The 19,843-nt window shown below is 61.9% G+C and carries 19 protein-coding genes; 12 read left to right on the top strand and 7 right to left on the bottom strand.

Annotated elements, in window-relative coordinates; translation table 11 throughout:
- Window positions 1-5: 5 nt before the first annotated feature.
- The 3 genes from P3R38_RS08395 to P3R38_RS08405 all read left to right on the top strand — a co-directional run bounded on the left by P3R38_RS08395 (window position 6) and on the right by P3R38_RS08405 (window position 2,035).
- Window positions 6-611 carry an arylesterase gene (locus P3R38_RS08395; RefSeq protein ID WP_023379656.1) on the top strand — a complete coding sequence of 202 codons (606 nt, stop codon included), beginning with the start codon at window positions 6-8 and terminating at the stop codon, window positions 609-611.
- 58 nt (window positions 612-669) lie between these two features.
- Window positions 670-951, top strand: coding sequence for a hypothetical protein (locus P3R38_RS08400; protein WP_023379658.1), 282 nt, complete (start codon window positions 670-672; stop codon window positions 949-951).
- 106 nt (window positions 952-1,057) lie between these two features.
- Window positions 1,058-2,035 carry a L,D-transpeptidase family protein gene (locus P3R38_RS08405; protein WP_277686991.1) on the top strand — a complete coding sequence of 326 codons (978 nt, stop codon included), beginning with the start codon at window positions 1,058-1,060 and terminating at the stop codon, window positions 2,033-2,035.
- 137 nt (window positions 2,036-2,172) lie between these two features.
- Here P3R38_RS08405 and oprI read toward each other — a convergent pair whose 3' ends face one another.
- Entirely contained in the window at window positions 2,173-2,424 is a 252-nt protein-coding gene (gene oprI / locus P3R38_RS08410; RefSeq protein ID WP_003259780.1) for an outer membrane lipoprotei OprI, read from the bottom strand.
- A 506-nt stretch (window positions 2,425-2,930) separates the two neighbouring features.
- Between oprI and P3R38_RS08415 the strand changes: the two genes are divergently transcribed.
- A complete protein-coding gene (locus P3R38_RS08415) occupies window positions 2,931-3,212 on the top strand; it encodes a GNAT family N-acetyltransferase (RefSeq protein ID WP_023379662.1) in 282 nt (93 codons plus the stop codon).
- A gap of 64 nt (window positions 3,213-3,276) precedes the next feature.
- On the opposite strand, the gene P3R38_RS08420 is transcribed toward P3R38_RS08415, so the two are convergent.
- On the bottom strand, window positions 3,277-4,353 hold the full coding sequence (locus P3R38_RS08420; protein WP_023379664.1) for a 3-deoxy-7-phosphoheptulonate synthase: 1,077 nt from the start codon (window positions 4,351-4,353) through the stop codon (window positions 3,277-3,279).
- A gap of 236 nt (window positions 4,354-4,589) precedes the next feature.
- Between P3R38_RS08420 and P3R38_RS08425 the strand changes: the two genes are divergently transcribed.
- From P3R38_RS08425 to cysB, 3 genes are all read left to right on the top strand, one after another.
- Window positions 4,590-5,537: a putative 2-dehydropantoate 2-reductase gene (locus P3R38_RS08425; RefSeq protein WP_023379666.1), complete on the top strand. Its 948-nt coding sequence runs from the start codon at window positions 4,590-4,592 to the stop codon at window positions 5,535-5,537.
- Between the two features lie 104 nt (window positions 5,538-5,641).
- Window positions 5,642-6,139 carry a universal stress protein gene (locus P3R38_RS08430; RefSeq protein ID WP_023379668.1) on the top strand — a complete coding sequence of 166 codons (498 nt, stop codon included), beginning with the start codon at window positions 5,642-5,644 and terminating at the stop codon, window positions 6,137-6,139.
- A 129-nt stretch (window positions 6,140-6,268) separates the two neighbouring features.
- Window positions 6,269-7,243 (top strand): HTH-type transcriptional regulator CysB, encoded by a 975-nt coding sequence (gene cysB / locus P3R38_RS08435; RefSeq protein ID WP_023379669.1) that lies wholly within the window; start codon window positions 6,269-6,271, stop codon window positions 7,241-7,243.
- Between the two features lie 54 nt (window positions 7,244-7,297).
- On the opposite strand, the gene P3R38_RS08440 is transcribed toward cysB, so the two are convergent.
- The 5 genes from P3R38_RS08440 to P3R38_RS08460 form a co-directional block, all read right to left on the bottom strand.
- Window positions 7,298-8,032 carry a phosphoadenylyl-sulfate reductase gene (locus tag P3R38_RS08440; RefSeq protein ID WP_023379671.1) on the bottom strand — a complete coding sequence of 245 codons (735 nt, stop codon included), beginning with the start codon at window positions 8,030-8,032 and terminating at the stop codon, window positions 7,298-7,300.
- A gap of 131 nt (window positions 8,033-8,163) precedes the next feature.
- On the bottom strand, window positions 8,164-9,507 hold the full coding sequence (gene pabB, locus P3R38_RS08445) for an aminodeoxychorismate synthase component I (RefSeq protein WP_023379673.1): 1,344 nt from the start codon (window positions 9,505-9,507) through the stop codon (window positions 8,164-8,166).
- A gap of 184 nt (window positions 9,508-9,691) precedes the next feature.
- Window positions 9,692-10,672 carry an alpha-L-glutamate ligase-like protein gene (locus P3R38_RS08450; RefSeq protein WP_023379675.1) on the bottom strand — a complete coding sequence of 327 codons (981 nt, stop codon included), beginning with the start codon at window positions 10,670-10,672 and terminating at the stop codon, window positions 9,692-9,694.
- Window positions 10,672-12,207 carry an inactive transglutaminase family protein gene (locus P3R38_RS08455; RefSeq protein WP_023379676.1) on the bottom strand — a complete coding sequence of 512 codons (1,536 nt, stop codon included), beginning with the start codon at window positions 12,205-12,207 and terminating at the stop codon, window positions 10,672-10,674. The genes P3R38_RS08450 and P3R38_RS08455 overlap by 1 nt, the downstream gene beginning before the upstream one ends.
- Before the next feature lie 5 nt (window positions 12,208-12,212).
- Window positions 12,213-12,749, bottom strand: coding sequence for an ATP-dependent zinc protease (locus tag P3R38_RS08460; protein WP_027907724.1), 537 nt, complete (start codon window positions 12,747-12,749; stop codon window positions 12,213-12,215).
- Window positions 12,750-13,042: 293 nt separating this feature from the next.
- Between P3R38_RS08460 and P3R38_RS08465 the strand changes: the two genes are divergently transcribed.
- The 5 genes from P3R38_RS08465 (at window position 13,043) to prpF (ending at window position 19,815) form a co-directional block, all read left to right on the top strand.
- Window positions 13,043-13,759: a GntR family transcriptional regulator gene (locus P3R38_RS08465; protein ID WP_023379680.1), complete on the top strand. Its 717-nt coding sequence runs from the start codon at window positions 13,043-13,045 to the stop codon at window positions 13,757-13,759.
- Entirely contained in the window at window positions 13,756-14,646 is an 891-nt protein-coding gene (gene prpB, locus P3R38_RS08470) for a methylisocitrate lyase (RefSeq protein ID WP_023379682.1), read from the top strand. Before P3R38_RS08465 ends, prpB begins: the two co-directional genes overlap by 4 nt.
- Before the next feature lie 101 nt (window positions 14,647-14,747).
- Window positions 14,748-15,875 (top strand): 2-methylcitrate synthase, encoded by a 1,128-nt coding sequence (gene prpC / locus P3R38_RS08475; RefSeq protein ID WP_023379683.1) that lies wholly within the window; start codon window positions 14,748-14,750, stop codon window positions 15,873-15,875.
- An 85-nt stretch (window positions 15,876-15,960) separates the two neighbouring features.
- Entirely contained in the window at window positions 15,961-18,549 is a 2,589-nt protein-coding gene (acnD, locus tag P3R38_RS08480; RefSeq protein WP_023379685.1) for a Fe/S-dependent 2-methylisocitrate dehydratase AcnD, read from the top strand.
- Between the two features lie 75 nt (window positions 18,550-18,624).
- The gene (gene prpF / locus P3R38_RS08485; protein WP_104881971.1) at window positions 18,625-19,815 is read left to right on the top strand and encodes a 2-methylaconitate cis-trans isomerase PrpF; all 1,191 of its coding nucleotides are present in this window, start codon (window positions 18,625-18,627) and stop codon (window positions 19,813-19,815) included.
- Window positions 19,816-19,843 lie beyond the last annotated feature (28 nt).

The following is a 19,843-nucleotide window of genomic DNA, read 5'->3' on the forward strand; positions in this document are numbered from 1 at the left end:
ATCCAATGCGAGTGTGGTGGTTGAGTGCCGGTCTGGCGCTGTTTTGCCTGGCCCAGAGCGCGGCAGCGGGAACACTGCTGGTTGTTGGCGATAGTATCAGCGCCGGTTTTGGGCTGGATAGCCGCCAAGGTTGGGTTTCCCTGTTGCAGCAACGCCTGAAACGCGAGGGTTTCAACGATCAGGTGGTCAACGCGTCGATCAGTGGCGATACCAGTGCCGGAGGCCAGGCGCGGCTGCCGGCGCTGCTTGCAGCGCATAAGCCGACCCTGGTGGTACTGGAGTTGGGCGGTAACGACGGGCTGCGTGGTCAGCCTCCGCAGCAATTGCAACAAAATCTTGCCTCGATGATCGACCAGTCCCATGACGCGGGCGCCAAGGTCGTCCTGCTGGGCATGCGGTTACCGCCCAACTACGGGGTGCGCTATACCACGGCCTTCACTCAGGTATACGAGCAATTGGCAGCGCAAAAGAAGGTGTCGCTGGTGCCGTTTTTCCTCGAAGGTGTGGGGGGTGTACCGGAGATGATGCAGGCGGATGGCATCCACCCGGCCCAGGGCGCCCAGACACGCTTGCTGGAAAATGCCTGGCCGGCGATAAAACCCTTGCTGTGATGCTTTTAACGGGGGCGGCTTTCGGCTAATGTTGCGCCCCCCGTTTCGAGAGCCCCCAATGCCGCGTCCTGCCTGGTCCTTGTATGCCTACCAACTGATCGAGCCCGACGAACAGCTCGACCTGTTCGCGTGCCAGGAAATCCGCGTTCATCTGGTGGCCCGTCAGCTCGAGCTGGGGGTGCCCGTGGATCGCACGCTGTGTGGCGGTTTGCTGCCGGCGCAACCACGCTGGTCGGGTGTGCAGCGCTCGATCTATCGCGACAACCGTCTGTGCACGTTGTGCCGGGCAATTCTCGAGGCCCAGCGGCGGGGGATGCGCCCCGTGTGGCCGGAACTCTGAGCACCTTTCATCATCTGAAACGCATGCAGCTCGCCAATGCCTCCCGTTCCCAACAGGGCGGGTGTACAATCGACTGTCTTGACCCATCTTTCGAAGGATTTACCGGATGTTGCCGCGCTTTCCCGCCGTCACCCGTAGCCTGTCCCTGGCCGCCCTGCTGGTAGCTGGGCCCGCCGTCGCGCTGGAGCTGCCCTTGCCGCCACCCGGTGAAGACGTCGTCGGTCAAGTGCAGGTCATCAAGGCCAAGTACGAGGACACCTTTGCCGACATCGGCACGGCCAACGACCTCGGCTACCTTGAAATGATCGCCGCCAACCCGGGTGTCGACCCGTGGCTGCCGGGCGCCGGTACCGAAATCATCCTGCCGACCCGTTATGTGCTGCCGCCAGGCCCGCGTGAAGGGATCGTCATCAACCTTGCCGAATACCGCATGTACTACTTCCCGAAAGGGCAAAACGTCGTGCACACCTTCCCACTGGGTATCGGCCGGGAAGGTTGGGGGTCGCCGATCGCCAACACCAAGATCACCGCCAAGACGCCCAACCCGACCTGGACACCACCTGCTTCGATCCGTGCCGAGCACGCTGCCGATGGCGACATCCTGCCTGCGGTGGTGCCAGCAGGACCCGACAATCCGCTGGGCCCGTTCAAGTTCACCCTGGGCGTGCCGGGTTACCTGATCCACGGTTCGAACAAAAAGTTCGGTATTGGCATGCGTACCAGCCATGGTTGCTTCCGCATGCTCAACAACAACGTGTTGGAGTTGTCGAAGATGGTGCCGGTGGGTACGCCGGTTCGTATCATCAACGAGCCTTACAAGTTCGGTATCAGTGGTGGCAAGGTCTATCTGGAGGCTCACACGCCGTTGGACGATCATGGCAACCCATCGGTGGTCGACAAGCACACCGCGGTCATCAACGCGTTGCTCAAGCGTGAAGACCTGGCCAACAACCTGCGCATGAACTGGGACATGGTGCGTGACGTAGTCGCCGCGGAAGATGGCATGCCGGTTGAAATTGCAGTGCCGGTCAACAACCAGGGTGCGGCACCGATGGTGTCGAGCATCCCGGCTGAACTGCAGTAAAGCCGTTTCGCGATGCCTTTAGGGCCTGCCTTAGTGCAGGCCTTTTCGTTTCTGCCGCAGACAGGCAGGTAAAAACGACAGGCAATAAAAAAGCCGACCCACAAGTGGGTCGGCTTCTCAACAATCCGTGAGGATTATTACTTGCGGCTGGCTTTGTCCAGCATACGCAGAGCGCGCTCGTTGGCTTCGTCAGCGGTCTGCTGAGCCTTCTGAGCGGCTGCCAGTGCGTCGTCAGCCTTACGGTAGGCTTCGTCAGCACGAGCTTGAGCGCGAGCTGCTGCGTCTTCAGTCGCAGTCAGACGAGCTTCGGTTTCTTTGGATACGCTGCTGCAACCGGTAGCCAGAACTGCGGCCAGAGCCAGAGCAGAGAATTTCAGAACGTTGTTCATCGTGTTCCCCTTCAAGGACTTTCTATTAAATAGCCATCTCTCGGAAAAGAGAAACTGGCCGGCGTACATAGTACCCATTACTTGTAGTAAGTAAACTGACTAAGCGCAAGAACTGCAAAAAAAATGTTGGCGAAGGGGTAGCCGACAAGATTTGTAGGGGATTTGTGAAAAAACCGTACAGGTGACGCAAGCGTTTGTAGCGTGGGAACTTTTTTGTTGAACTAACGGTGACTTTAACTGTCGGTTGACGTCTTAAGCCCAAGAGCATCCGGCTGCTGTTCCGGAGTCCAGGGTGGGTGGTTTGCCGTGGAGTTCCGAGCTTTTTAATCGCTCCCACCTTGAGCAATCCTGCCTGCGGCGCCTACTATTTGTGAGTGCCCAGCCGACCGAACGATTGCAATCGCCTCGAGGTCCAAGGGGCAAATGGTGGCGTAGAGGTTCCTCCGCCGGATAAACCATCATCGGTTAAGGTAAGGGCCTGCCATAAAGGCCTGTGAGGAGTAGTGATGAGTGAAGCGCTGACTATCCACCATGACCAGGCCGGTCATCAGTTCGAGACCAATGTGGACGGTCACCGTGCCTATCTGACGTACATGGACCTGGGCAAGCAGACGCTGGACATTTATCGCACCTTCGTGCCGAACGCCTTGCGCGGCCGCGGTATTGCCGCAGCGCTGACCGAGAAGGCCCTGGAGTACGCCGATCAGATGGGTTACACGGTGATCCCATCGTGCTCTTACGTCGAGCGCTACATGGAACGCCAGCAGCGCCATTCGAGCAAAGTCTGATACCGGCGCTGGACGCCAGATACGAAAACGCCGGGCGATGCCCGGCGTTTTCATTGGGCGTGGCTTAACCGCGTTTGCGCTGCGGCAGCACATCCTTGAGTTTGGCGCGCATGCTGCGCAGGGTCTTCTCGGTGGCACTCCAGTCGATGCAGGCATCGGTGATTGAGACGCCGTACTGCAATTCGCTCAGGTCTTTCGGGATCGACTGGCAGCCCCAGTTCAGGTGGCTCTCGACCATCAGGCCGATGATCGACTGGTTGCCTTCGAGGATCTGGTTGGCGACGTTTTCCATCACCAGAGGCTGCAGGGCCGGGTCCTTGTTGGAGTTGGCATGGCTGCAGTCGACCATGATGTTGGCCTTGATCTTGGCCTTGGCCAGGTCCTGTTCGCACAAGGCGACGCTGACCGAATCATAGTTCGGCTTGCCGTTGCCGCCGCGCAGTACCACGTGGCCGTAAGGGTTGCCCTTGGTGGTGACGATGGATACGCCACCTTCCTGGTTGATGCCGAGGAAGCGGTGAGGCTTGGAGACCGACTGCAAGGCGTTGATGGCCACGGTCAGGCCGCCATCGGTGCCATTCTTGAAGCCCACTGCCGAAGAGAGGCCCGAGGCCATTTCGCGGTGGGTCTGGGACTCAGTGGTGCGGGCGCCGATGGCCGACCAGCTGATCAGATCCTGCAGGTACTGCGGGGAAATCGGGTCGAGCGCCTCGGTGGCGGTCGGCAGGCCCATTTCGGCCAGGTCCAGCAGCAACTGACGACCAATGTGCAGGCCATCCTGGATCTTGAACGAGTCATCCAGGTACGGGTCGTTGATCAGGCCTTTCCAGCCGACGGTGGTGCGTGGCTTCTCGAAGTACACGCGCATGACCAGGTACAGCGTGTCGGAAACCTCTTCGGCCAGGACCTTCAGGCGCTCGGCATATTCATGAGCCGCCTTGATGTCATGGATCGAGCAGGGGCCTACCACGACGAACAGGCGGTGGTCCTTGCCGTCGAGGATATTGCGCACCACTTCGCGGCCGGCAGTAACGGTCTGCAGGGCCTTGGCGCTGAGGGGGATTTCCTTCTTGAGCTGATCAGGGGTGATCAAGGTCTCGTTGGAGGCAACGTTTAAGTCATCGATCGGTAAATCAGCCATCGTGTTACTCGTCAGGTCACGGGTGCCGGCCGCCAGCAATCCCCGTGCGGCCCAGCAGCAAGAAAATTCGCAGCGGGGAGCCGAACCTTAGCGCGTTAAGGGGGGCGCGACAATGGGCTGAGTCCCGTCGTTGCGGGGTTTTTCCCCAAAGCCCTGGGCGCCTGATGGTGAATCAGGTGCTTCGCATCGACAAACCGGTGTAAAAATGCTCACCGTCCTTTACCTGGAGTCCCCCTATGCATTCTCGCAAACCGCGTATCGGCATCATCGGCAGTGGCGCCATCGGTGGCTTTTATGGGCTGATGCTGCTGCGCGCCGGCTTCGATGTGCACTTCTTGCTGCGCAGTGAATACGACGTGGTGCGTCAGCAGGGGTTGAGGCTCGACAGTGCGGTACACGGTGAGGTGCGGATGGAGGTTCAGGCCTATGCTGACGTCGCGCACATGCCGCAGTGCGATTGGCTGCTGGTGGGAGCCAAGGCAACCAGCAATCTCGAGCTGGCACCGCTGATCATGCAGGCAGCTGCGCCGGGCGCCCGCGTGGTGTTGCTGCAGAATGGCCTTGGGGTTGAAACGCAGCTGCGCCCGGCTCTGCGCGACGACCTGCACCTGCTGGGTGGCTTGTGTTTCATCTGCGTCAACCGGCAGGCACCGGGGCTGATCCGACATCAAGCCCTGGGGGCGGTCCACCTGGGCTATCACAGCGGGCCGGCCACGGACGGCGGCGAGGCGATCGTCGAAGAGGGCGCCGGATTGTTCCGTACAGCGGGAATCGACTCCAAGGCCATGAGCAACCTTGACCAGGCGCGTTGGCAGAAGCTGGTGTGGAACGTGCCCTACAACGGCCTGTCGGTGCTGTTGCGGGCCAGCACTACGCCACTGATGGCCGACGCCGACAGCCGGGCATTGATTCAGGCGCTGATGGCGGAAGTCGTCCTGGGCGCAAAAGCGTGCGGGCATGCCTTGCCTGAAGGTTACGCAGAACAGCTGTTTCGCATGACCGAGCAGATGCCTGATTACTGGCCCAGCATGTATCACGACTTTGCCCAGCACCGCCCGCTGGAGCTGCAAGCCATCTACGCCGAACCGCTGGCCCAGGCGCATGCCGCCGGCTGCCGCCTGCCGAACATGGAAATGCTTTATAAGGCCCTGGCATTCATCGACCGCGACAGTCGCCGCACCTGAGCCTGCCCAGGCGTGCAGCCCCGGTGCGCCGGGCGGCGAAGCGAGGCTGCCCGGCGCTGCTAAGCTGTAGCTTGCTCTGCCTTAGCGGCAGTCGAGGAGGTCGAATGATTCGTTCCATGTTGTATGCCACCGACCTCGGTGTTTACGCGCCATTCGTCATGCAGCATGCCCTGGCCCTGGCGCGAACTTTCAACGCGGAGCTGTACGTGATCCATGCAGTGGAGCCGATGGGGCAGTTCGCCGAGTCGCTTCTGCAAAGCTACCTCGACGAGCAGACCCTGGATGAGCTGCACAGCGAGGGCGTCAATACGGTCATGGCCAACATCGAGCAGCGGGTGCTGGAGAATTTTCGCGAGGAACTGGGGGAGGCGGCGGACCTGGCGGTGATCAAAAACGTCAGGGTGCGCCAAGGTGATCCGGCCCAAGTGATACTCGACCAGGCGCAGCGCCTGGCGGTCGACCTGCTGATTTTCGGTAGCCACAGCCAGGGGGCAGGTGTCGATGTGCCCCTCGGGCGCACGGCGGTTCGCTTGCTGCAGTTGTCGCCGGTGCCGGTGTACATGGTGCCGCTGGCTCAGCATTTGGGGCGTAGGAAATCGTGACCGTGACGGTAGGAATCTTTCCTGAGGCGTGTAACAAAATAGTTCTAGATTTATTTCGAGAACCACTAATATAGTTATATCTCGTCGCTGCCTGCTGCCGGTGACTTACCGCTGATCCGAGGGAAACCTATGAAGCTTCAACAACTGCGCTACATCTGGGAAGTGGCGCACCATGACCTCAACGTCTCTGCGACGGCACAGAGTCTGTATACCTCCCAGCCCGGGATCAGCAAGCAGATCCGCCTGCTCGAGGATGAGCTGGGTGTCGAAGTCTTCGCCCGCAGCGGCAAGCACCTGACCCGCGTTACGCCCGCAGGTGAGCGCATCATCAACACTGCAGGCGAAATCCTGCGCAAGGTTGAGAGCATCAAGCAGATCGCCCAGGAATTCTCCAACGAGAAGAAGGGTACGCTGTCCATCGCTACCACTCACACTCAGGCACGCTATGCGCTGCCGCCAGTGATCAGCAGCTTCATCAAGCAGTATCCGGAAGTTTCCCTGCACATGCACCAGGGCTCGCCCATGCAGATTGCCGAGATGGCCGCCGACGGCACCGTCGACTTCGCCATCGCCACCGAAGCCCTGGAGCTGTTCGGCGACCTGATCATGATGCCGTGCTACAAGTGGAACCGTTGCGTGGTGGTGCCGCAGGGCCACCCGCTGGCCAAGTTACCGAAGCTGACCCTGGAAGCCGTTGCCGAGTATCCGATCGTCACCTACGTATTTGGTTTCACCGGCCGCTCCAAGCTGGACGAAGCGTTCAATCACCGTGGCTTGACGCCGAAGGTGGTGTTCACCGCCGCTGATGCCGATGTGATCAAGACCTATGTACGATTGGGGCTGGGCGTGGGTATCGTGGCCAAGATGGCTGTGGACAGCAAGCTCGACAGTGACCTGGTGGCTCTGGATGCCAGCGAGTTGTTCGAGGCCAGCATCACCAAGATTGGCTTCCGTCGTGGCACCTTCCTGCGTGGCTTCATGTGCGACTTTATCGAAAAGTTCGCCCCACACCTGACCCGCGAGGTAATGGCCAAGGCCATTCAATGCCATAACAAGCAGGAACTCGAAGAGCTGTTCGACGGCGTCGAGCTGCCCGTGCACTGATAGCGACAGGCAATGAAAAACCGGCTCAAGGGCCGGTTTTTCTTTGCCTGTGGTTCAGGCCTTGCTGATCAGGTTGCCAGCGTGCAGCCCGCATTCCTTCTGGGTCGACTCTTCCCACCACCAGCGACCTTCGCGTTCGTGCTGGTTCGGCAGCACTGGACGGGTGCAGGGTTCGCAACCGATGCTGATGAAGCCGCGCTCATGCAGGCTGTTGTAGGGCAGCTCCAGCATGCGGATGTAGCCCCAGACTTCCTCGCTGGTCATCTGTGCCAGCGGGTTGAACTTGTACAAGGTGCGCTCGGGGGTGGAGAACGCCGTGTCGATTTCCACTACCGCCACCTGGCTGCGGGTGCCGGGGCTCTGGTCGCGACGCTGGCCGGTGGCCCAGGCGCTCACTGTGGTCAGCTTGCGTCGCAGCGGTTCGATCTTGCGGATGCCGCAGCACTCGCCATGGCCGTCCTTGTAGAAGCTGAACAGACCTTTTTCCTTGACGAACGGATCCAGTTTGGCGCGGTCTGGGCTGAGAATCTCGATCGGCAGGTTGTACTGTTCACGTACCTGGTCGATGAAGCGATAGGTTTCCGGGTGCAAGCGGCCGGTGTCGAGGCTGAACACCTTGACCTGCTTGTTCAGCTTCCAGGCCATGTCGACCAGGACCACGTCCTCGGCGCCGCTGAAGGAGATCCACAAGTCGTCGCCAAAGTGTTCGAAGGCAAGCTTAAGGATGTCCTGGGGGGACTTGTTGGCATAGGTCGCGGCCAGGGCGGCGACGTCGAAGGGTTGGCTCATCAGGCGGTTTCCATCTTGGCTGTGGCGCTGTGCGCTCGTAGTGATGTGATGGTAACAAAAAACGGCGGGGCAGACGTCCTGCGTGACAGCCGTCCTGGTCACGTCGCTGATGGGCGAAAGCGCACGCACAATTACATCCCTTGCAGGGTCTGCATCAGTACCCGCACCTTGGCGATCGACTCTTCGTACTCCGACTGCCAGTTCGAATCCGCCACGACGGCGCCGCCGCCCCAGCAACAGGCTTGGCCGTCCTTGATCAGCAAGCTGCGAATGGCGATGGAGCTGTCCATTTCGCCGCGCACGTCCACATACAGCAGTGAGCCGCAATACAGGGCGCGGCGGGTGGGTTCGAGTTCGTCGATGATCTGCATGGCGCGGATCTTCGGTGCGCCGGTGATCGAGCCGCCGGGGAAGCTGTCGCCAATCAGGTCCAGGGCATCTTTGTCGTCGGCCAGGCGGCCGGTGATGCTGCTGACCAGATGGTGGACGTTGGGGTAGCTCTCCAGGCTGAACAGCTCGGGCACGTTTACCGAGCCGATCTGGCAGGTGCGGCCCAGGTCATTGCGCAGCAGGTCGACGATCATGAGGTTTTCCGAGCGGTCCTTGGGGCTGTGACGCAGCTCTTCGGCGTTGCGCAAATCTTCGGCCGGGTCGGCAGAGCGCGGGCGGGTGCCCTTGATTGGCCGCGTTTCGACCAGTCCTTGGCTGACCCGGATGAAGCGCTCCGGAGAGAAGCTGAGCAATGCGCTGCCGTCGGCCAGTTGCTGGAAACCGGAGAAAGGCGTTGGACAGGCTTTGCGCAAGGCTTGATAGGCGCGCCATGGATCACCCTGGCAGGGTGCACGGAACCGTTGGGTCAGGTTGATCTGATAGCAATCGCCAGCCTGAATGTACTGCTGGACCTGGTCGAAGGCAGCTTTGTATTGCACTGGGGTCAGATCGCCGGCCATTGGGGCGAGCAGCTTGAATTCGGGGTGCTCGATGCCGGCAGGGGCTTGGAACAGGTCCATCAGCCGGTCCCGCTCGCCAGGCGCCAGGCTCGGGTGCAGGACCAGTTGGCTGGTGCCAAGCTGGTGGTCGGTGACCAGTGCCCAGGCGTACAGGCCCAATTGGGCATCGGGTAGGCCCAGGTCGTCGCGGGCCTTGGCGGGCAGGTGCTCCAGGCGACGGCCAAAGTCGTAGCTCAGGTAACCGATCAGGCCGCCGGCGAACGGCAGTTCGACACCTTCGGGCAACTCGGCCCGGCCCAGTCGTGCCAGTCCGGCACGCAGGCGCTGCAGGAAGGCGCGTCCCGTCTCGTCAGGGTGTGCTTGCAGGTGCTGCATGGGCCAGGCACTGATCAGGTCGAAGCGACCGCGTTCGGCACCGGGGCGGGCGCTATCGAGCAGGATGGCACCGGGCGCCTGTCGCAGACGTGCGAAATAGGCTGCGGGGTCGGGCTGATAGGGTAGGGGATGTAGCGTACAGGTCGGCATCAGGATGGACGGCGATGACAAAGCGAGGAGGGCGATTGTAGACCTGAGTGGGGTATGCGCCTAGCGTTGGTGCGGCATTTGTGTGGCGTGTCGCGGCCGCATCGCCGGCAAGCCGGTTCCGACAGGCACCGCGACGATCGCGGAGCGCTGTGGGAGCCTGCTTGCCGGCGATTGGCTGGTGCCGTCAACGCTGATGAACGTGCCCGAACAGCCCTTGGGCAACGCGCACGCGCTGCTCGGCATCTTCGGTTTCGCCATTCTTGGCCAGCGCTTCCAGGTGCGCCTCGATGGCGTGGGTGCGCTGGGTCAGGCCGCAGTCGTTGGCGATCTGGATGTTCAGGCCAGGGCGGGCGTTGAGTTCGAGAATCAACGGCCCCTTGTCCTGGTCCAGCACCATGTCTACGCCGATGTAGCCCAGGCCGCACAGTTCATAGCAACTGGCGGCCAGCTTCATGAAACCGTCCCAGTTCGGCAACTGCACGCCGTCTACCGCGTTGGTGGTATCGGGGTGCTTGCTGATGATCCGGTTCAGCCAGGTGCCGCGCAGGGTCATGCCGGTGGCCAGGTCCACGCCTACACCGATGGCGCCCTGGTGCAGGTTGGCCTTGCCGCCGGACTGGCGGGTCGGCAAGCGCAGCATGGCCATCACCGGGTAGCCCATCAACACGATGATGCGAATGTCCGGCACGCCTTCGTAGCTGATGCTTTTGAAGATCTGGTCCGGGGTCACCCGGTACTCGATCAGCGCGCGGTCGCGGTGGCCACCTAGCGAGTACAGGCCGGTCAGGATGCTGGAAATCTGGTGTTCGATTTCCTCATGGCTGATGATCTTGCCCGAGACCGTGCGGTAGTTGTCCTCGAAACGGTCGGCAATCACCAGGATGCCGTCACCGCCGGCGCCTTGCGCCGGCTTGATGACGAAATCGTTGCGCTCGCCGATGATCTGGTCGAGCTTCTCGATTTCTTTTTCGGTTTCGATGATGCCGTACATTTCCGGCACATGGATGCCGGCGGCCAAGGCACGTTCCTTGGTGATGATCTTGTCGTCGACGATCGGGTACAGGTGGCGCTTGTTGTACTTCAACACGTAGTCCGCGTTGCGCCGGTTGATACCCATGATGCCCCGGGCCTCCAGGGCTTTCCAGGTCTTGATCAGGCCGAACATCAGGCGTCAGCCTTCTTCAGGAAAGCCTTGAAGCGCACGAGCTCGGTCAGGCGGTAGCCGCGGTAGCGACCCATCGCCAGCATGAAGCCCACCAGGATCAGCAGTACCGCCGGGAAGGTGAAGACGAAGTACACCAACTCAGGCACGGTCATCAGCAGGTGCGCGAGCGAGGCCGCGAACAGAGTGCCGATGGCGACTTTCATGGCATGGCCGCCGCCACGCTCTTCCCAGGTGATCGACAGGCGCTCGATGGTCATGGTCAGGATCACCATCGGGAACAGGGCGACCGACAGGCCGCGTTCCAGGCCCAGCTTGTGGCTGAACAGGCTGATGGCGGCAATCAGCACCACCACGAAGGTCAGTACCACCGACAGGCGCGGCAGCATCTGCAGCTTGAGGTGTTCGAGGTACGAGCGCAGCGACAGGCCCAGGGCGGTAATCACCGTGAACAGGATGATACCGAAGCCCAGCTGGGTCTCCCGGAAGGCCAGGGCGATCAGCACTGGGGTGAAGGTGCCCAGGGTCTGGATGCCGATCAGGTTGCGCAGCACCAGGATCACCAGCACGCCGATCGGAATCATCACCATGATCATGAAGGTCTGCTGGGTCTGCAGCGGCAGGCCGTAGAGCGAGTATTCGAGGAAGTCGGCGTCGGTGTTCTCGTCGGTCAGCTTGGCCAGGCGGATGGCGTTCATCTCGCTGTTGTTCATGCTGAAGGTGACGTTGGCTTTCTTGCCGCCATCGACGGTGATCAGGTTGTCATCGCCGGTCCACCACAGCAGACGGTCGCTGGGCAGGCCCTGCTCACCGGTGTCCGGATTGAAGTACAGCCAGTCGGTGCCGTTGAAGCTGCGCAGCCACAACTCAGGAGTTTGCGGGGTATCGGCGACCAGGCGGATGGTGTGGACCTTTTCGATCGGCACGTGGGCGATCGACAGCAGCAGGTCGATGACCTGGGCTTTCTTCATCGCCGAGGTGTCGCCGGCAAGCAGCAACTTGACGTTGTCGTCGTTGAGGTTGTTGACCCGTTTGATGGTCTCGCTGACGAAGGTCTCGACGTCGGCCGAGTGCTGGCGGATCGGCGCCATCAGGGCTTCGGCGGCGATCTTCTCAGGGCCCTCGACGGCCAGGCTGTCACGGAAGGTAGGGCCTTTTACCGTGGTTTTCTCTTTGCTATAGCGCTTGGTCAGCACCAGGCGGTAGTAGAGCGTCTGGTTGCCACTGGCGCGGCGGGCCGACCAGGTGACCTTGCGGTTGCCATCGGCCCGGTTGACGCTCACCCCATAGTTGTTGGAAATGAAGCTTTCATTGAGGCTGACGTAGTCGCGGTTCAGCGGCGGCACGAACATCTGGACCTTGACCGGGTCCTTGGCGCTGGCCACGAACTCGACCTTGGCGTCGATGTTCCAGAGGTCATCGGTTTCGTCCTCGGTCACCGGTATGCCGAGGAAGAAGATCTGATAAGCCGTGACCGCCACGCCCAGCAGCACCAGCACGGTGATCAGGACTTTCAAATGGAGGGTAAGAGAGCGCATCGGGATTACTCTGCTTTAGGAGCTTCGGTGGCACAGGCAGGTTTGCCGGCCGCGTATTTAAGGCTTGGGTCGACCAGTGCGTCGAAGTGCTTGAGCGCCTCGGAGCCGATCAGCAGCGGGAACTGGAAGGCGCTGCGGTCGGTGAGGTTGACTTCGATGGTGCGAAGGGTCTGGCCCATGCAGATTTCGAGTTCGATGACCGGGCGGGCCGTGTAGGCCTTGCCGGAGTCTGCATCATAGTCGCCGGCACGGCGCTTGATCTTGCTGACGCGGGCCAGGGGGCGCTCGATCGGGTGCGAGTGGGCGGCATCGATGGCCAGGTAGAAACGCACCCAGCTTTCGCCATTTCGCTTGAAGCGCTTGATGTCGCGCGCGCTCAAGGATGCGGTCTTGGCGCCGGTGTCGAGCTTGGCGGCCACTTCCAGGTCGAGGTCGCCCAGGCGGGCGTATTCGTTCAGACCATACACGGTCTTGCCTGCCGCCTGGCCAAGGGCCGGCAACAGGGTGAGGCATGACAGCAATAAAACGGGTGTAAGTCTCATAATCCTGGCGCGGTGCTGTGCAGGGTTCGGTGTAAGGCGACTGGCAACTACGGCGCAAGCTTCCTCGTTCATCTGTCAACAACATGAATGGATGACAGACACGCAATCCATACTCCGTTGGAGGCGCGGCATTCTATCACGACGATGTCTTGACGCCAGCGCGTCGCAATCAGACAGCACTGGGCTTGGGTAAGTTCGTTCTTAGACGATTGTCGACAATATTCATTTTGTCTTTGACTGCTTGCGCCTGATTCGCTAGTTTCTGGCGAAGTGACTAGCAAGGTGTCAACAATATGCTGGACCTTTCCATCGACAGCCCGGCAGTGAGCGACGAAACGGAAACCTTGTCCGAGAACGTCTTCCGCCGTATCCAGGCCGCGATCGTCAAGGGCGAGATCGCCCCTGGCAGCAAGATCTCCGAGCCTGAACTGGCGCGTACCTATGGCATCAGCCGCGGTCCGCTGCGCGAGGCCATCCACCGTCTGGAAGGCCAGCGCCTGCTGGTGCGTGTGCCACACGTGGGGGCGCGGGTGGTTTCGCTCAGTCATGCCGAACTGATCGAGCTTTACGAAATTCGCGAATCCCTGGAAGGCATGGCCTGTCGCCTGGCCGCCGAGCGCATGAGCCGGGCCGACATCGAAGAGCTGCGTCGGGTGCTCGACACCCACGAGCGTGACGCCGCGTTTCAGGCGGGGCAGGGCTATTACCAGCAGGAAGGCGACTACGACTTCCATTACCGGATCATCCAGGGCAGCGGCAACCAGACCCTGGTGAAGATGCTGTGCGGCGAGCTGTACCAACTGGTGCGCATGTACCGCATCCAGTTTTCCGCTACGCCCAACCGGCCGCGCCAGGCCTTCGCCGAGCACCACCGCATTCTCGACGCCATCGCCGACCGAGACGGCGAACTGGCCGAACTCCTGATGCGCCGTCACATCGGCGCGTCCAAACGCAACATCGAGCGTCACTACCTGGACGCCAACAACAACAGCCCACGAGGTGAGTCATGACTGTGAAGAGCACCCCCGGTCAGCGTTTTCGCGACGCCGTTGCCGCCGAACATCCGCTGCAGGTGGTCGGGACCATCAACGCCAACCATGCCCTGCTGGCCAAGCGTGCCGGTTTCAAGGCCATCTACCTGTCTGGTGGCGGTGTTGCTGCAGGTTCTCTGGGCCTGCCGGACCTGGGCATCACCGGGCTGGATGACGTGTTGACCGATGTGCGGCGTATCACCGACGTCTGCGACCTGCCGCTGCTGGTGGATGTCGACACCGGCTTTGGCGCTTCAGCCTTCAACGTGGCGCGTACCGTGCGCTCGATGATCAAGTTCGGCGCCGCGGCCATTCATATCGAAGACCAAGTGGGCGCCAAGCGTTGCGGGCACCGTCCGAACAAAGAGATTGTCAGCCAGCAGGAGATGGTCGACCGCATCAAGGCTGCGGTGGACGCCCGCACCGATGACAGCTTCGTGATCATGGCGCGTACCGACGCCCTGGCCGTTGAAGGCCTGAACGCTGCGCTGGAGCGCGCCGAAGCCTGCATCGAGGCGGGCGCCGACATGATTTTCCCGGAAGCCATCACCGAGCTGTCGATGTACAAGACCTTCGCCGATCGAGTGAAGGCGCCGATTCTGGCCAACATCACCGAATTCGGCGCCACGCCGCTTTACACCACCGAAGAGCTGGCCTCGGTCGACGTGTCGCTGGTGCTGTACCCGCTGTCGGCGTTCCGTGCCATGAACAAGGCCGCCGAGAACGTTTACACCGCGTTGCGCCGTGACGGGACCCAGAAGAACGTGATCGACACCATGCAAACCCGCATGGAGCTCTACGATGCCATTGGTTACCACGCCTTCGAGCAGAGCCTCGATGCATTGTTCGCCCAGAAGAAAGGTTGAGCCTGTGCCCGCGCCGAACCGGTAGGCGCGACGGGGCAGCAGAGTGACCTGAGAAATTAGCCAGACCGCTTCAATAACAATTTCAAGAAAGGAGAAAAACCATGGCCGAAGCAAAAGTACTCAGTGGCGCAGGCCTGCGTGGCCAGGTAGCCGGCCAGACTGCATTGTCGACAGTTGGCCAGGCCGGTGCCGGGCTGACCTACCGCGGTTACGACGTCCGTGACCTGGCCGCCGGCGCCGAGTTCGAGGAAGTCGCCTACCTGCTGCTGTACGGCGAGCTGCCGAGCAAGGCTGAACTGGCCGACTACAAGCGCAAGCTCAAGGGCCTGCGCGAACTGCCGCAAGCGCTGAAGGAAGTCCTGGAGCGCATCCCGCGTGATGCCCACCCCATGGACGTGATGCGCACCGGTTGCTCGGTGCTCGGCACCCTGGAGCCCGAACTGACCTTCGAGGCCCAGCGCGAGAAGACCGACCGCCTGTTGGCGGTGTTCCCCGCGATCATGTGCTACTGGTACCGCTTCACCCATCACGGTGTGCGTATCGACTGCACCAGCGACGAAGACACCTTGGGCGGTCACTTCCTGCACCTGCTACACGGCAAGAAGCCAAGCGAGCTGCACGTCAAGGTCATGAACGTCTCGCTGATTCTCTACGCCGAGCACGAGTTCAATGCCTCGACGTTCACCGCTCGAGTTTGCGCCTCGACCCTGTCGGACCTGTATTCGTGCATCACCGCGGCCATCGGTTCGTTGCGCGGCCCGCTGCATGGCGGCGCCAACGAGGCGGCGATGGAGCTGATCGAGCGCTTCCAGAGCCCGCAGGAAGCCGTGACCGAGCTGCTCGCCATGCTCGAGCGCAAAGACAAGATCATGGGCTTCGGCCATGCCATCTATAAAGAGTCCGATCCACGCAACGAGGTGATCAAGGGCTGGTCGAAGCAGTTGGCCGACGAGGTGGGCGACACAGTGCTGTACCCGGTTTCCGAGGCCATCGACAAGACCATGTGGGAGCAGAAGCGCCTGTTCCCCAACGCCGACTTCTACCATGCCTCGGCGTATCACTTCATGGGTATCCCGACCAAGCTGTTCACCCCGATTTTCGTCTGCTCGCGCCTGACTGGCTGGGCGGCGCATGTCTTCGAGCAGCGTGCCAACAACCGCATCATCCGTCCGAGCGCCGAGTATGTCGGCGTCGAGCAGCGCCAGTTCGTGCCGATCGACCAGCGCTGATCGTGGAAGACGCCGGGGGCGCACTGCGCCTCTGGAGGTCCACGCCGCACCTGCCCCGAACACCGTGACCGAGCCTGATAACGATATGAACACTGCATTTCGCAAGCACCTGCCAGGCACCGACCTGGACTACTTCGATGCCCGCGCGGCGGTCGAGGCGATCAAGCCCGGCGCCTACGATGGCCTGCCTTACACATCCCGCGTTCTCGCCGAAAACCTGGTGCGCCGCTGCGACCCGGCCACCCTCGACGCTTCGCTGGGGCAGTTGATCGAGCGCAAGCGCGACCTCGACTTTCCCTGGTTCCCGGCCCGTGTCGTGTGCCACGACATCCTCGGCCAGACCGCGTTGGTCGACCTGGCCGGGTTGCGCGATGCCATCGCCGACAAAGGCGGTGATCCGGCACAGGTCAACCCGGTAGTGCCGGTGCAGTTGATCGTCGACCACTCCCTGGCCGTCGAGTGCGGTGGTTTCGACCCGCAGGCGTTCGAGAAGAACCGCGCCATCGAAGACCGCCGCAACGAAGACCGCTTCCACTTCATCAACTGGACCAAGAAGGCGTTCAAGAACGTCGATGTGATCCAGCCGGGCAACGGCATCATGCACCAGATCAACCTGGAGAAGATGTCGCCGGTCATCCACAGCGACCGTGGCGTGGCCTACCCGGACACCTGTGTCGGTACCGACAGCCACACACCTCATGTCGATGCCCTGGGTGTGATCGCCATCGGTGTGGGTGGCCTTGAGGCCGAGAACGTCATGCTTGGCCGCGCCTCCTGGATGCGCCTGCCGGAGATCGTCGGTGTCGAGCTGAGCGGCAAGTTGGCGCCGAACATCACCGCCACCGACCTGGTCCTGGCCTTGACCGAATTCTTGCGCAAGCAGAAGGTGGTGGGTGCTTACCTCGAGTTCTACGGTGAAGGTGCCCGCGCCCTGACCCTGGGCGACCGTGCCACCATCTCCAACATGGCCCCGGAGTACGGCGCTACTGCCGCGATGTTCGCCATCGACCAGCAGACCATCGACTACCTCAAACTGACCGGTCGCGAAGAACAGCAGGTCAAGCTGGTGGAGACCTATGCCAAGGCGACCGGCCTGTGGGCCGACGCACTGGCCAAGGCCGAGTACGAGCGCGTGCTGCGCTTCGATCTGTCGAGTGTCGTGCGCAACATGGCAGGGCCGTCCAACCCGCATGCCCGCGTGGCCACCAGCGACCTGGCGGCCAAGGGTATCGCCGGAGCCTGGGAGGAAGTCCCGGGCCAGATGCCGGACGGCGCGGTGATCATTGCCGCCATCACCAGTTGCACCAACACCAGCAACCCGCGCAACGTGATCGCCGCAGGCCTCTTGGCGCGCAACGCCAACAAACTCGGCCTGATGCGTAAACCCTGGGTCAAGTCGTCGCTTGCCCCGGGCTCCAAAGCTGTTCAGCTGTACCTGGAAGAAGCGGGTCTGGAGAAGGAACTGGAACAACTGGGCTTTGGTATCGTCGCCTTTGCCTGCACCACCTGCAACGGCATGTCCGGCGCGCTGGACCCTGTGATCCAGCAAGAGATCATCGACCGCGACCTGTACGCCACCGCCGTGCTGTCGGGCAACCGTAACTTCGACGGGCGGATCCACCCCTACGCCAAGCAGGCTTTCCTGGCCTCGCCGCCTTTGGTGGTGGCCTATGCCATCGCCGGCACCATCCGCTTCGACATCGAGAAAGATGTGCTGGGTGTGGTCGACGGCAAGGAGATTCGCCTCAAGGACATCTGGCCGAGCGATGAAGAGATCGACGCGGTGGTGCGTGCGGCGGTCAAGCCGGAGCAGTTCCGCAAGGTCTACATTCCGATGTTCGCCATCGAGGAAGACCGTGGGCCGAAGGTGGCACCGCTGTACGAATGGCGCCCGATGAGTACCTACATTCGTCGTCCACCCTACTGGGAAGGCGCCCTTGCGGGTGAGCGCACCTTGCGTGGCATGCGCCCACTGGCGGTGCTGCCGGACAACATTACCACCGACCATCTTTCGCCCTCCAACGCCATCCTGCTCGACAGCGCGGCGGGCGAGTACCTGGCGAAGATGGGCCTGCCGGAGGAGGACTTCAACTCCTACGCCACCCATCGTGGCGACCACCTCACCGCGCAACGTGCCACCTTTGCCAACCCCAAGCTGTTCAACGAGATGGTGCGCAAGGAAGACGGCAGTGTCAGGCAGGGATCGCTGGCGCGCATCGAGCCGGAAGGCAAGGTCACCCGGATGTGGGAGGCGATCGAGACATACATGGAGCGTAAACAGCCGCTGATCATCGTTGCCGGGGCCGACTATGGCCAAGGTTCATCTCGCGACTGGGCGGCCAAGGGCGTACGCCTGGCGGGTGTCGAGGCCATTGTCGCCGAAGGTTTCGAGCGCATTCACCGGACCAACTTGGTGGGCATGGGCGTGTTGCCGCTTGAATTCAAGGCAGGCACCGATCGCAAGACCCTGGCGCTGGACGGCAGTGAGACCTATGACGTGCTGGGCGAGCGCAAGCCGCGTGCAACCCTGACGCTGGTGGTGACGCGCAAGAATGGCGAGCGCGTCGAGGTGCCGGTGACTTGCCGCTTGGATACCGCCGAGGAGGTATCGATCTACGAGGCCGGCGGGGTGCTGCAGCGCTTTGCCCAGGACTTCCTCGAAGCGACCGCCTAATCAGGAGCAGCGCGGTCCCTTGTGGGCGCGGGCAAGCCCCGCGCCCACAAGGGCTGTGCGAGACAGGAATTGAACATGGCCCATGTACCGCAAGTGAAGATCCCCGCCACCTACATCCGTGGTGGCACCAGCAAAGGCGTGTTCTTCCGCCTGCAAGACCTGCCCGAGCAAGCCCAGATTCCCGGCCCGGCCCGCGACGCATTGTTGCTGCGGGTCATTGGCAGCCCCGATCCTTACGGCAAGCAGATCGACGGCATGGGGGGCGCGACCTCCAGCACCAGCAAGACCGTCATTCTTTCGCCCAGCATCAAGCCGGAGCACGATGTCGATTACCTGTTCGGCCAGGTGTCGATCGACAAGGCCTTCGTTGACTGGAGCGGCAACTGCGGCAACCTGTCCGCGGCCGTTGGTGCGTTCGCCATCAGCAGCGGCCTGGTCGACCCAGCGCGCATCCCGCGCAACGGCATCGCCACCGTGCGTATCTGGCAGGCGAATATCGGCAAGACCATCATCGCCCATGTACCGATCACCGAACGTGAAGTGCAGGAAACCGGTGATTTCGAGTTGGATGGCGTAACCTTCCCGGCGGCCGAGGTGCAGCTGGAGTTCCTCGATCCGGCAGCTGACGAGGATGGCGACGGTGGTGCGATGTTCCCCACTGGCAACCTGGTGGACGACCTGGAGGTGCCGGGTGTCGGTACCTTCAAGGCGACGCTGATCAATGCCGGTATCCCGACCATTTTCGTCAACGCGGCCGATATTGGTTATACCGGCACCGAACTGCAGGATGCCATCAACGGTGACCCGCAGGCCTTGCTGCGCTTCGAGACCATTCGCGCCCATGGCGCAGTGCGCATGGGGTTGATCGACAACGTCGATCAGGCTGCCGGGCGTCAGCACACGCCGAAAGTCGCCTTCGTCGCGCCACCAACCACCTACACTGCGTCCAGTGGCAAGACGGTCGCGGCCGGCGATGTCGACCTGCTGGTGCGTGCGTTGTCGATGGGCAAGCTACACCATGCGATGATGGGTACTGCAGCCGTGGCAATCGGCACCGCTGCCGCCATTCCGGGCACCTTGGTCAACCTCGCCGCAGGCGGGGGCGAACGCAGTGCCGTGCGTTTCGGTCATCCCTCGGGCACATTGCGCGTCGGGGCCGAGGCGCGACAGGTGGGCGGCGAGTGGACGGTGACCAAGGCAATCATGAGCCGTAGTGCTCGCGTGCTGATGGAAGGCTGGGTGAGGGTGCCTGGCGATAGTTTCTGACGCACCACTGGCGCTTGGCTTTGAATGA

The sequence above is a fragment of the Pseudomonas sp. NyZ480 genome, assembly GCF_029537255.1.
GTDB classification, from domain to species: Bacteria; Pseudomonadota; Gammaproteobacteria; order Pseudomonadales; family Pseudomonadaceae; genus Aquipseudomonas; species Aquipseudomonas taiwanensis.